This is a genomic window from Natronococcus occultus SP4 (assembly GCF_000328685.1).
Classification (GTDB): domain Archaea; phylum Halobacteriota; class Halobacteria; order Halobacteriales; family Natrialbaceae; genus Natronococcus; species Natronococcus occultus.
Genome location: NC_019974.1, coordinates 641,243 through 653,500, shown reverse-complemented (window position 1 = coordinate 653,500; position 12,258 = coordinate 641,243). Strand labels below are relative to the sequence as shown.

Annotated in this window: 15 protein-coding genes; 10 read left to right on the top strand and 5 right to left on the bottom strand. The window is 66.3% G+C overall.

Going from position 1 to position 12,258, the window contains the following annotated elements:
* Positions 1-54 precede the first annotated feature (54 nt).
* A complete protein-coding gene (locus NATOC_RS03250; protein WP_015319988.1) occupies positions 55-477 on the top strand; it encodes a DUF5791 family protein in 423 nt (140 codons plus the stop codon).
* Positions 478-480: 3 nt separating this feature from the next.
* On the opposite strand, the gene NATOC_RS03245 is transcribed toward NATOC_RS03250, so the two are convergent.
* Positions 481-777 (bottom strand): HalOD1 output domain-containing protein, encoded by a 297-nt coding sequence (locus tag NATOC_RS03245; RefSeq protein ID WP_015319987.1) that lies wholly within the window; start codon positions 775-777, stop codon positions 481-483.
* Between the two features lie 54 nt (positions 778-831).
* Entirely contained in the window at positions 832-1,482 is a 651-nt protein-coding gene (locus NATOC_RS03240; protein ID WP_015319986.1) for a helix-turn-helix domain-containing protein, read from the bottom strand.
* A 154-nt stretch (positions 1,483-1,636) separates the two neighbouring features.
* Here NATOC_RS03240 and NATOC_RS03235 point away from each other — a divergent pair, with 154 nt between their 5' ends.
* Together NATOC_RS03235 and NATOC_RS03230 are read left to right on the top strand one after the other, a co-directional pair.
* Positions 1,637-2,521, top strand: coding sequence for an SDR family oxidoreductase (locus NATOC_RS03235; protein WP_015319985.1), 885 nt, complete (start codon positions 1,637-1,639; stop codon positions 2,519-2,521).
* 62 nt (positions 2,522-2,583) lie between these two features.
* A complete protein-coding gene (locus NATOC_RS03230; protein ID WP_015319984.1) occupies positions 2,584-3,771 on the top strand; it encodes a DHH family phosphoesterase in 1,188 nt (395 codons plus the stop codon).
* 5 nt (positions 3,772-3,776) lie between these two features.
* On the opposite strand, the gene NATOC_RS21670 is transcribed toward NATOC_RS03230, so the two are convergent.
* The gene (locus tag NATOC_RS21670; RefSeq protein WP_157224580.1) at positions 3,777-3,944 is read right to left on the bottom strand and encodes a hypothetical protein; all 168 of its coding nucleotides are present in this window, start codon (positions 3,942-3,944) and stop codon (positions 3,777-3,779) included.
* A gap of 129 nt (positions 3,945-4,073) precedes the next feature.
* On the opposite strand from NATOC_RS21670, the gene NATOC_RS03225 reads away from it, so the two are divergent.
* From NATOC_RS03225 to NATOC_RS03195, 7 genes are all read left to right on the top strand, one after another.
* Complete coding sequence (locus NATOC_RS03225; protein ID WP_015319982.1) at positions 4,074-5,201, top strand: glycosyltransferase family protein; 1,128 nt, start codon at positions 4,074-4,076, stop codon at positions 5,199-5,201.
* 40 nt (positions 5,202-5,241) lie between these two features.
* Positions 5,242-5,739, top strand: a complete 498-nt coding sequence (locus tag NATOC_RS03220; protein ID WP_015319981.1) for a DUF7109 family protein — start codon at positions 5,242-5,244, stop codon at positions 5,737-5,739.
* Between the two features lie 4 nt (positions 5,740-5,743).
* Positions 5,744-6,334: an NUDIX hydrolase gene (locus NATOC_RS03215; protein WP_015319980.1), complete on the top strand. Its 591-nt coding sequence runs from the start codon at positions 5,744-5,746 to the stop codon at positions 6,332-6,334.
* A 126-nt stretch (positions 6,335-6,460) separates the two neighbouring features.
* Positions 6,461-7,240, top strand: coding sequence for a DUF7388 family protein (locus NATOC_RS03210; protein WP_015319979.1), 780 nt, complete (start codon positions 6,461-6,463; stop codon positions 7,238-7,240).
* Positions 7,241-8,369: 1,129 nt separating this feature from the next.
* Entirely contained in the window at positions 8,370-9,092 is a 723-nt protein-coding gene (locus tag NATOC_RS03205) for a hypothetical protein (RefSeq protein ID WP_015319978.1), read from the top strand.
* Between the two features lie 405 nt (positions 9,093-9,497).
* Positions 9,498-10,262 (top strand): creatininase family protein, encoded by a 765-nt coding sequence (locus NATOC_RS03200; protein WP_015319977.1) that lies wholly within the window; start codon positions 9,498-9,500, stop codon positions 10,260-10,262.
* Positions 10,259-11,446, top strand: a complete 1,188-nt coding sequence (locus tag NATOC_RS03195; protein WP_015319976.1) for an NAD(P)/FAD-dependent oxidoreductase — start codon at positions 10,259-10,261, stop codon at positions 11,444-11,446. The genes NATOC_RS03200 and NATOC_RS03195 overlap by 4 nt, the downstream gene beginning before the upstream one ends.
* Here the strand turns inward: NATOC_RS03195 and NATOC_RS03190 are convergent.
* Positions 11,443-11,886 carry an Hsp20/alpha crystallin family protein gene (locus NATOC_RS03190; RefSeq protein WP_015319975.1) on the bottom strand — a complete coding sequence of 148 codons (444 nt, stop codon included), beginning with the start codon at positions 11,884-11,886 and terminating at the stop codon, positions 11,443-11,445. The genes NATOC_RS03195 and NATOC_RS03190 overlap by 4 nt on opposite strands.
* Before the next feature lie 161 nt (positions 11,887-12,047).
* Entirely contained in the window at positions 12,048-12,206 is a 159-nt protein-coding gene (locus tag NATOC_RS22200; protein WP_015319974.1) for a DUF7559 family protein, read from the bottom strand.
* Positions 12,207-12,258: the final 52 nt, after the last annotated feature.

Below are 12,258 nucleotides of genomic sequence, written 5' to 3'. Positions count from 1 at the left end.
ATCGACGCCGCCGGAAAGGCAATTCACTTGTGGCCGACCGCTGTGGTGTCGGGTATGTTCTACGAACAGCGGACGACCGTCCCCGAGACGCCGGCCGACCTCCGCGCGGAGTACGACGATCAGCTCGCCTCGATCGTCGAGCAACGCGGCCTTGAGGACACCGCTGACCGAACCGACGTCGACCCGGCCGTCCTCGAGGCGCTGCTCGAGGACGGATCCCCCGACCTCTCGCTCGCAGACGCCGCCGAGATCCAGGCCCTCGAGGACGACGAGCCCGACGCCGAGACGATCGAGACGATGGCCTGCGAACACCTGCTACTCGGGATGACGACGGCGGTACTGGACGTCGACGCCGTCGAGAGTCACCTCGAAATGGAGCTCGACGCCAAGGAGGTTCAACAGAAGATCGAACGGCGTGCGCCGATGTCGTTCGAGGAGTACGTCCACCTTCAACACGTTATCGCCGGCCGTATGTAGCGGTTAGGACGTCAGCGTTACCTGTCCGGTTCGGTCGACCGAGACCAGGTAGCCGGCGTACTCGAAGGTTACCGAGCCGACTGGACGGTCGGTCTCGGCACGGTCGTGGAACAACGCGTCCAGCGCCGAGGGATCGATCGCGTGATACAGCGGGCCGTACTCGTCGGCCAGCTCGAGCTGGTCGATGCCGGTGGCCTCGCCGACGGCCTCGAGGACCGCCTGGCTGAGCGACTGGTCGGGGTCGGCCTGGTAGGTCGTCGGTGTCTGGTTCGTCTCCTCGGATGCTGTCATCGAACTCATACCTTCCCGTATCGTCGGGAGCGGTGAAACGGCACTGATTGGAGCGCCAACGTTTCAAGTGGGGTCGGCAGTCACGAGCGTGTTCCGGAGCAGCGTCGCCTGCCCCCGCCGGAGCCGTGCCGACAGCGCCTGGTCGGAGATGTCGAGCTCCTCGGCGACCGCCGCCAGCGTCGTCTCCCGGGGCACGTCGAAGTAGCCGTCCTCGAGGGCAGTCAGCAGCGCTTCGCACTGGCGTTCGGAGACGCCGTAGTAGTCCCGACCACTGTCGGACTCCTCGAAGATCCGCTGCAGCCGGAACGGAATATCTCGCTCCCGGCAGCTCTCGCGGTAGTCCTGGAGGGCCTCCCGGGAGGGGACGCGGGCGCGGATCCGCGTCTCCCCATCCCCAGCAACGGTAATGTCGCGGAAGGTGATATCGTTGACCGCGGCCTCGGGGTAGATCAGCAGGTCGGCTCCCCAGTCGCTCAGCGCCGCGCTGTAGAGCCGGCGCTCGGACAGCACCTCGAGCAGCGAGGAGTCGGCGACGGTGCGGTCGTCCTCGAGGGCCGCCTCGATCGGTTCGGGGTCGTCCCCGTGGGCCCAGAAGACGAGTTTCGTGGCGCCGTCCTCCGAGCGGTACACCTGCTCGATGACGAGTTTCGCGCTCGCGGTCGCCGTTTCCCGAAGGACCGGCGTCGAGAGCTCGAACTCGACGATGAAGCTCATACCCGCTTTTCGACCTCGAGCGGGATAGGTTCTCTCCGACGCCGGGTTCCCGATCGCATCCGGAGCTTCGGCGGTCGTCGTTCGAGGTTCCCGATCGGGCCACGCGCCCCGGTGCCGTCGGTGCGGTTATGGGCGCCCGGCCCCGAGACGGAGTATGCGAGTTGCGATTCTCGGCTGTGGCTACGTCGGTCGCGAACTGGGCCGCCAGCTCCTCGAGCGCGGGCACGAGGCGATCGGGGTGCGTCGCTCCGAGGACGGTATCGAACGGCTCGAGGACGACGGCATCGACGCGGTCCGGGCCGACCTCACCGACCCGAGCGAGCTCGAGGCGGTCCCCGACGTCGACGCGATCGTCTTCGCGGCCAGCAGCGGCGGTCGCGACGCGGAGGCCGCCCGCGAGATCTACGTCGAGGGGCTCGAGACGGCGATCGCGGCGTTCGGCGAGCGCGAGGACGCGCCCGACCGAGTGATCTACACGTCCTCGACGGGCGTCTACGGCGACCACGACGGCGACTGGGTCGACGAGTCGACGCGGATCGAGCCAACGACCGCAAAGACCGAGGTGCTGGCCGAGGCCGAACGGGTCGCCCGCGAGCTCCCGGCGGAGTACGGGTTCGACGGCACCGTCGCGCGCTACGCGGGACTGTACGGCCCGGACCGCTACCGACTCGATCGCTACCTCGAGGGGCCGGTTACGGCGGGCTATCTGAACATGATCCACCGCGACGACGCCGCCGGCGCCGTCCGCTACCTGCTCGAGGACGACCTCGCCCGCGGCGAGATCGTTCAGGTCGTCGACGACGAGCCCGTCGAGAAGTGGGCGTTCGCCGACTGGCTGGCCGACGAGGCCGGGGTCGAGCGACCGCCCAAGCGGACGAAAGCGGAGCGACTCGAGGACGACGAGCTCTCCGAGACGGCGCGCCGCCGGATCCTGACGAGCAAGCGCTGCTCGAACGCGAAGCTCCGGGAGCTGGGATACGAGTTGGCGTACCCGACCTTCCGGGAGGGGTACCGCGAGGTCCTCGCCGCCCGCGAGTAGGGGCCGGCTACGGGAGGGGGTTCGGGGCGAAAGTTCTTGGGGGTCCGATGGAATGGTGCGATATGCGACGCCGAGGCGCCGACGGCGACGGGTTCGGGGACGCCGTCCTCGCGCTCGACCCCGTCGCGGAGGCGGTTCGATCGCTCGATCCGCTCGCGGTCTCGCTACTCGTCCTTGCGGTCTGTGGCGTCGCCGTCGCCGGCTGGTGGCTCTTTCGCTGGGTTCGCCGACCGCCCGGCGTGCGGCTCCGGAACCTGCTCGAGAGCTACGACGAGGTCGCGGTGCTGTTACACCCCAACCCCGACCCCGACGCGATGGCGTGTGCGATGGGGATCGCCGAGATCGCCTCGTCGGTCGGCACCGATCCGACCCTGCAGTTCCCCGGGGAGATCCGCCACCAGGAGAACCGCGCGTTTCGGACCGTTCTCGAACTCGACCTCGAGCGAGTCGAGGCGGCCTCGGAGCTTGCTGCAGACGCCGTCGTCCTCGTCGATCACAACACGCCACGCGGGTTCACGGGAGCCCAGCTCGTCGAACCCGTCGCCGTCGTCGACCACCATCCCGGGAACGGCACCGGAACCGAGTTCACCGACGTCCGGACCGACTACGGCGCGGCCTCGACGATCGTCGCCGAGTACTTCGAGGAACTGGACGTCCTCGCCGGCGAGACCGAACGCGAGGCCGGACCAGCGCTCTCGCCCGCGCTGGCGACGGGGCTGCTCTACGGTATCCAGTCGGATACGAACCGGCTGACCCGCGGTTGCTCGTGGGCCGAGTTCGACGCCTGCGGATACCTCTACGATGGGATCGACGAGGACGTCCTCGATCGGATCGCCAACCCCCAGGTCAGCGACGACGTCCTCAAGACGAAGGCCCGCGCGATCACCGAGCGCCGGGTCGAGGGCTCCTTCGCCGTCTGCGACGTCGGCGCGGTCGACAACGTCGACGCGATCTCCCAGGCCGCCGACGAGCTGCTCCAGCTCGAAGGGGTCACCGCGGTCGCCGTCTACGGCGAGTACGACGGGACGATCCACGTCTCGGGTCGGTCCCGCGACGATCGGGTCCACATGGGCGAGACGCTTCGCCACGCCGTCAGCGACGTTCCGATGGCCAACGCCGGCGGCCACGCCAGGATGGGCGGGGGTCAGATTCCGGTCGACCACCTCCAGGCGATCGAGACCGAGGACGGCAGCGGGCGGGAGGGGTTCGACGAGCGGCTGTTCGCGGCGATGGCCGGCAAGTGGCGGTAGTGCGGTCAGTCCCGCTCGCGCAGAAACGCCGCCAGCGCCGCCCCGGACTCGAAGCGCTCGCCCTCGCGTCCCGCGACCTGGTAGCAGTAGTCGACGCTCCCGTCGGGCGGGGAGACGATCCGCGGCGCTCCGTCGGGGTCGTCCTCGAGTCGGTCGACGAGCGCGTCGGTCACGGGCCACACTGGGACCGAGGCCGACAAAAGGGTACGCGGTGCTCGCGCCGGCCCGTGGGCCCGACGGGAGCCCGCGCCCGGCTCGCCGGAGTCGTGGCCGTTTTATCGGTTCGCTCCAACAGTTGATCGATGGAGTACGTCCAGGAGCGGATCACGACGCTCCACGATCTCGGTGACGCGGGACTTCCCGACGGCCTCGGGGACGACCCCGTCGCCGAGACGGCCGTCGTCGTCCCGATGACCGACCGGGAACACGAGAGCCCCGCCGCGGCCCGCGTCCTCGGCGAGCTCGAAGCGCTCGATCCCGCAGCGGTCGTCGTCCCGGTCCGGGCCTCGTCCGAACGGATCGGTCCCTTTCGCGAGTGGCTCGAGTCGTTTGCCCTGCCGATCGAGGTGCTGTGGTGTAACGCGCCGACGTTCGAGGACGGGCTCGCGGCCGTCGGCCTCGAGGGCGAGACGGGGAAAGGGCGGGACGTCTGGCTCGCGCTCGGCCCCGCTGCCGAGGCCGGCGACTACGTCGTCGTCCACGACGCTGACGCCCGAAGCTACGGGGCCGACCACGTCCGTCGCCTGCTCGCGCCCCTGACGATGGACTTCGCCTTCTCGAAGGGGTACTACGCGCGCGTCGAGCGGGGTCGGCTCTACGGCCGCCTGTTCCGGCTGTTCTACGAGCCGCTGGTCCGGACGCTCGCGGCGCGCCACGACGAGCCGATCCTCGAGTACTGCGGCGCCTTCCGGTACGCGCTGGCCGGCGAGTTCGCGATGACCGCCGAGCTGGCCCGCGAGCTTCGCCCGCCCCGTACCTGGGGTCTCGAGGTCGGGACCCTCGGCGACGCCTTCGAGCACGCCGGCTTCGAGGGAACCGCCCAGGTCGACCTCGGCGTCCACGAGCACGACCACCGTGCCGTCGCCGGCGAGGCGGGACTCGAAGGGATGAGCCACACGGTCGGCGCGGAGCTGCTTCGCGTCCTCGAGGCGGGTGGGGTCGATCCCGATTACGAGACCCTGCCAGCGCGCTACCGGGAGACGGGTCGGGCGCTGATCTCCCAGTACCGGGCCGACGCGGCGTTCAACGGGCTCGCGTACGACCCCGAGGGCGAGCGCGACCAGCTCGATCGCTACGCCGAGGCGATCGCTCCGCCCGGCCCCGACCGCCGACTCCCCCGGTGGCGCGACGCTCCGATCGATCCCGAGTTCGTCCGCGAACGGGCTCGACCGTGGCTCGAACCCCGTATCGGCTCCGCGGGCGGCGACTGACCTCTCAACCTTTATCAGCGTACCGTCCGTTGGACGGCGTATGAACGCGACCGCCGACGAACTCGCTGGCGTCGTCGACCTCTTCGGCGGGCTCACCCGGGCCGAGCTGGACCGGGCCCTCGCCGAGGCGGCGTTTCGCGACGGCGGCAGCGAGGTCGATCCCGACGTCCTCGAGGCGCGGATCGATCGAGCCCTCGAGTCGTTCTCTCTCGTCGCCTACGAGCCTCCTGCAGGATCGGCTCCCGACGGGGTCGAGCCCGGCGAGGAGCTGCTGGTCGCCGGCCCGACCGCGTTTCCGACCGTCCCCGACGGCGCCGAGGACGTCCCCCACATCCTCGATATCGAACCCAGGCGGTTCGACCGCGAGGCCCTCGGGGAGACGGTCCGCGAGTCGTTCGTCGCGACGGCCGAGGAGGCGATCGCCGACAGCGACCACGACCGTATCGAGACGCTGCTCGACGCGAGCTACGACGTCGAAACCTGGGCGCCCGTCGAGCTCGCCGACGAACGCGCGCGCCTGGAGGACGTCCTCGAGTGATCAGATGGGACCGAGACTGAACCTCGCGCCGATCGCGGATCACCCGCCCGTCGGGATCGACGACCAGGAACACGACGCGGCCGTCGTCGCTCCCGTCATCGAGCGCGCCGACGAGGACTACCTGCTGTTTACCCGCCGATCGGACGACCTGGGCAACCACCCTGGACAGATGAGCTTCCCCGGTGGCGGTGCCGAACCCGAAGACGAGTCGATCCTCGCGACGGCGCTCCGGGAGGCCAACGAGGAGATCGGGCTCGAGCCCGACGAGACCGAGGTCGTCGGCCAGCTCGACGACATCCGGACGATCTCGGAGTACGCCGTCACCCCCTTCGTCACCCGGGTCCCCGACCGGGAGTACGAGCGCGACGGGGTCGAGGTCGCCGAAATCGTCGTCCTCCCGCTGTCGGGGTTTCTCGACCCCGAAAACTACGAGTGCGAGCGCCGCGAGCACCCCTACTATGGCGACATCGTCATCCACTACTTCCACGTCGACGGCTACACCGTCTGGGGGGCGACGGGACGGATGCTTGTCCAGCTGCTCGAGCTGACCACCGAGTTCGAGGCCCCCGAGCGGATCGACCGCTCGACGCCGTGAGGAAAGCCCTGCGCGGAACGTCAGCTTTTTGCTCGCGGCCCACCCAGAACGGCCATGATCGCGCAGACGAGTGATCGAGTTCCGCACCGATCGTAGCCGTCTTTTCGTCGCGCGAAGTACGTTCCAATGCTAACCACGAGCACCGTCGCCCGCGCCGGACTGGACGCCATCGCACTGAAACCCACCGAATGTGAGGTCTCGGCAGCCGAATCGATCCCCGCCGAGACGCTCGCGATCGACTACGAGGGTCGGGACCACGTCCCGGCGCCCCACGTCCTCGAGTCGCTGTCGGCCGACGCCGACGTCCTCGTGACGACCCCGGTCCGGGCCGACGGCTTCGATCCGCTCGGCGACGACTCACTGCTTGCCGAACTCCCCGCGAGCGTGAGCCGCGTGCTAGTCGCCGGCCACCCCGCCTACCTCACCGACGAGGAACGCGAGCGAGCGGTCGCGCCCCGGCTGGGCGCCGCCCTCGAGGACGACCCCGACGCCTGGGTCGGCACCGAAAGCGTCGAACGGATCGCGATGGCCACCGGAGCGACCCAGTACGACCTGCTCTCGCGGTCCACCCCCCACGAGCTGCGCGCGCTTCGGGCGGCCGGCTTCGAGGGCGAGCTCGCGGTCTACGCACCCGCGGTGTTCGCCGAGGACGACGACGCCGTCCTCGACGCCGTCGGCGACTACGTCGCCCGGCGACGCCCCGTCGCCCGCGCGCTCCCCGAGGACGCCGCCACCGACGCGAGCGCTACCGGGCGCGCACGCGAGGTACTGCTCAAGGCCGTCGACGACTACGCGCTGGTCGGCACCGAACGAGAGGTCAACGAGCAGACCGACGCCCTGCGGGAGGCCGGCGCGACGACCGTCGTCGGCTACCCCGCGCGAGGGATCGATCGCGTCCTCGAGTAACGCCGTTCCGTCTCCGGATCTCAGTTCTCAAGAATTGCTGACAGCGAATCGTTACGGAGAGATGCGAACCGAAGTTTTTCCGCCTCGGGATTCCGCGCGAAGCGTGGAACCACTCGGTGCAAAAACTTCGATGAAAAAGGCCATTCGCTCCCGTTGGTTGCTTGCGGATGCTACGCTCGATGTCTTCCACAGCGTTACTTACTCTTCCTCTGTTTAGGAAGGCTCGACCACAACAATATTCATAATTAGGATAGTAGCAATTATACAACATATTGAATTCGATAGCATCATCCGACGAGAGACTCGTTCTACGCGTGAAGTCAGAGTCCCCATGATTCCCGACCTGAGAGTTCTGCAGAGTCCTCTCGTCCAAAGCGTGCACCTCAGTTCATGACTGGGAACACGGCACGCACTTCGGTTCATGACTATACCGGCGGGTACAAGAGTGGAGGTACCTCCATGTTGGTCCAATCGAAAGGAAGGGTGAACCATCGAGCGGACAGTTGAGAGCAACTGTCCAAGAGCGAAAGGCGGGAAAACGGAACAAGTGTGCGAAGGGGCATCTTCGACTCTCGTGGCGGAGTACCAGTACTCCGCGTCATCCTACGACGACGTACTCTTCGGTTGTGGTTTCACAGCATCTTTAATAAATGTATTGTATATAATATAGAATAGAGTCTGCTAGCTAGAGAGATGGCACGACGGCGGTCCAATCACACTGTTCTCGAATGGGTGGTACAGTGATGAACCGAGGTGTGAGAGACGATTCTCTCGACGGGTCATCGCGGAGTTTTCTTCCCGCCGCGACCCCACGAGTAGCGTTCCTCTCGGAAAATGGAGTGGGGAGGAGACGCAGGTGGGTGGGCTCAATCAGTCCCCGGTAGTAACAGTAGTTGGTAGTCCGGTTTTTTATTCACTCTGGATCGTGAATCTGAGTCGGTCGGATCGTTACGTAGAGCGTGCGTACGTAATGCGGATACTTCCATCAGGAAGGCGAGATGTTGAGAGAGAGAGAGAGAGTCGTGCTGAATACAGAGCGCGAATGTATCAGACCTCATCCTGAACACGTGAGGCACTGAGAAATCATCACACCAGAAAGTACTTGCACAGTAGTTGAAAGATTATTGATATGAAACGCCGGAAACTCCTCGCCAGCATAGGTCTGGGAACGTCTGTGGTTGCTGGTTGTCTAAGCGATGATGAACAGGATGGTGGAAACACAAGTAGCGGTGATAATGAGGTCAAGTATAGCGATTATGAAGTGTGCGATCACGAATGGGCACCCGTCAATCGGTTGCCGGAGCCTGCTGAGGAAGAGACGGTTGCCGCGATTGAAGGGGGAAAATACGAAACCACCGACGAGCTACTATTGCCGGAGTTAATTGATATTGGTACGACATATATTACCGACAGTGGTGCGTACTACGAACCTGCTGTTACAGAAGACGGGGAAGTGAGTCAACTTCAGGTAGAGGAAACGCTTCCCAGAGAAGGGAGAGAACTGACGGTAAAGAACCGACTGAAGGAGGATGTGAGTATTGATATTCGGATCGAACATGAACATAGCGAAGGCAAATTGCTGGATGACCCGGTTCTCATAGATGAGCAGATCAAGATTGAAGCAAGGAGTCAGACTACTGTTTCCAATACTGACTATTTTGGAGAATATACCGGAGAATTCGCAGTCTCGGAATTGAACCTCTCAACCGAAGAAACGTGGCGCGTCCACGAAAACGCTTCAACGAAAGGTCTGTGGATTACTTCTGATGAGGAGTTACGCTTTGAAGCACTCTACGTGAGAGATGAGACGCCATTTTGTCAGTGGGATGAAGACGGCAATCTGACGTGGTGAATCAAAAGCTACGTGCTGAATCCATCCTCTATATTCAGCAGGGTTCTTTTGACAGCTATCAAAGGAGTCAATTGTTGCGGCGTTACCTGCTTTTCCTGGACGTAACGCGAGTTTCAGACAAGATCCTGAAGAAAGAAAACGTGATACTATCTACTGATATAATTCACGAAACGGTGGTGGGTGGGCAAGCAGTCTACCTTTCGGAATTGCTGAAACGGTGGTGGGTGGGATAAGAGGGTCGTCTTCCAGAATTGCTGAAACGGCGGTGTGTCTCGGTTTGGTATCAACGTGACTACGACCACACACACTCAGGCAGACGCGTTCGACCACCCCAAGTGGTTTCGTCCGCTCTCTTTTTCGATTCTTCCCCGTGTAAATAAGTTCCTCCGGCGCCCACCGACGGGTATGACATTGCTCGCCGAACGGACGACGACGGCGGCCGCCGAGGACGTCGACGCGGCCGACGTCGCCGTCCTTCCCGTCGGAAGCACCGAACAGCACGGCCCCGCGCTCCCGCTGGGGATGGACCACATGGCAGCCGAAGGTTTCGCTCACACGGCGACCGACCGCGAGGACGCGGTCGTCCTCCCGACGCTGCCGGTCGGCGTCAGCGAACACCACCGCCAGTTCGACGGGACGCTGTACGTCGGCCCGGAGACCTTCGAGGACTACGTCCGAGAGACGATCTCGAGCCTCGCCGCCCACGGCGTCCGGAAGGTCGTCGTAGTCAACGGCCACGGCGGCAACTCGGAGGCGCTCCGCCGGGCCGCCCGTCGGCTGCGCGAGGAGCGAACGGCGTTCGCCCCGCCCTGGAACTGGTGGGACGCCGTCGACGAGCTCGCCGACGAGCTGTTCGACGAGGACGGCGGCCACGCCGACGCGGCGGAGTCGAGCCTGCTGTGGCACCTCCGCGAGGACCTCGTGCGACCCGACGCGCTCGAGGCCGCCGAGGCCGGCGCGAGCGAGCGCTGGGGCGAGTCGATCCACGGCGCCGTCCTCGGGTTCGACACGATCGACTTCTCCGAGAGCGGCGCGGTCGGGCGACCGACCCAGGCCGATCCCGAGAAGGGGCGGCAGCTGTTCGAGACCGGGCGGGATCGGCTCCACGCGCTGCTCGATTGGCTCGCCGAGCGCCCGCTCGAGGCCTGCTGGCCTCGTGATGGCCGATGAGCGGAGAGCCCGAGCTCGCGGTCGGTGCGGACGCCTTCACCGAGCGCGGTCGGGACCTCGAGGTGGCCGTCGTTGGCGGGGGCGCGATCGGGGCGACCGCGGCCTACGACCTGGCCCGGGAGGGGGCCGACGTGACGCTGTACGACCGCGGGACGATCGCGGCCGGCTCGAGCGGTCGCGCGGCGGGGGTCTGTTACGACGCCTTCGCCGACCCGCTTGACGCCGAGATCGGCAGTGACGCGATCGAGCGCTTTCGCTCGCTGTCGGGCGACGACACGTTCCCGTTCGTCGAGTGTCCCTACGTCTGGCTCGCTCGGGAGGGCGACGAACGAAACGCCGAGGCACTTCGCGACCAGATCACGCGAATGCAGGAAAACGGGACGATCGCGCTCGAGGTCGACGGCGACGAACTGGCCGAGCGGTTTCGGGCGTTTCGAACCGACGATGTCGCTGTCGCGGGGATCGCCGGCGCCGCGGGCTACACCGACCCGGCCGAGTATACGGCCTGTCTCGCAGCCGCTGCCGACGGCGCCGGCGCGACGTTGCGCCCGGAGACGCCCGTTCGGGTTCGGACCGATCCCACACGGGTCGTCCGTGACGCCGACGGCGCCAGCCGCGAGTTCGACCGCGTCCTCGTCGCCGCGGGCGCCCACACGAAACGGCTGCTCGCGGACGCGGGAGTTGCGATCGCGATGAAACCCTACCGCGTCCAGGCGCTGGTCGCCGACTGCGAGCTCGCCGAGCCGATGTGTTACGACGCGACCGCGGAGTTCTATCTGCGGCCGCACGCCGACGGCGTGCTGGCGGGCGACGGCACCGAGTACGTCGAGGCCGACCCCGACGCGTACGACCGCGACGCCTCGCCGGGGTTCGCGACGGACTTACTCGAGCGCGTCGACCACCGAGTTTCGGGAATCCACCTCGAGGACGACGACCTCGTTCGCGCCTGGGCGGGGCTGTGTACGGCGACGCCGGACCGGGACCCGCTGGTCGGCGAACTCGAGGACGGGCTCTACGTCGCCACCGGGTTCCAGGGCCACGGGTTCATGCGCGCGCCCGCGATCGGCGAGCGCGTTGCCGACCAGGTGCTTGGCGGCGACGGGATCGACGCGTTCGATCCGACGCGGTTCGACGGGGACGAGGCGTTTTCCGTCGCCGAGGGAATGTCGCTTCGGGAGAACTAGTCGTCGATCGCGATCCCGTCGGTTCCGGATTCGGTCGTGTCCTCGATATCGACGTCGTCGACGGCTGATCGCTTCGGAATCTCGATTTGCAGGGCGCCCGACTCGGTGAGAGTTGCCATTCCCGCGTCGGGCTCGACGAGCGCGTCACCCGGGAGCTCGGCCTCGCCCTCCAGTTCCATCCCGCGGCCTGGAAACCGCATCTCGTAGCCGTCGTGGAACTGCCGGAACCGGTCGAGCTGTACCTTGACGGTTCCCTCGAGGTAGCGGACCTGGACGTCGTCGGGGCCGGCCCCCGGCGCGTCGAAGACGACGAGGTAGCTGGTCTCGTCCTCGAGGACGTCGACCGCGAGCGGGCGGTGGCGCTGCATGCGTCCGTTGGCGCGTCCGATCTGTCGGTAGAGGGCCGCGCTCACCGCACCCGCGAAATCCGAGAGGCTCATCGGCGCCGTCCTCCACGCGAACGGTTCGGACGGGGACGCCCGAACGACGGGGCGGCGACCGGTCGGGAGATCCTGGTCATCGTCAGGTTCGAACGGTACGATCGGCTCGCTCTTAGTGATTGTGCCCGTGAAAAATATGGGTCGGCGGCGACAGCGACCGATCAGAGCTCGACGGGCCGCAGACAGTCGGTCCCCCCACAGACGGGACAGGAGAGCTCCGAGACGTCGAACTCCTCGGGAACGTCGTAGGTGTAGTGGTTCTCGAAGAGGTCGAGAAAGCAGTCCTCGGCGGTGCAGACGATCTCCTCGGTCGGTGGCATACGAGAGCGTACCGTCAGCACGACCATCAACGTCGGGGTTACGGCACGGTGG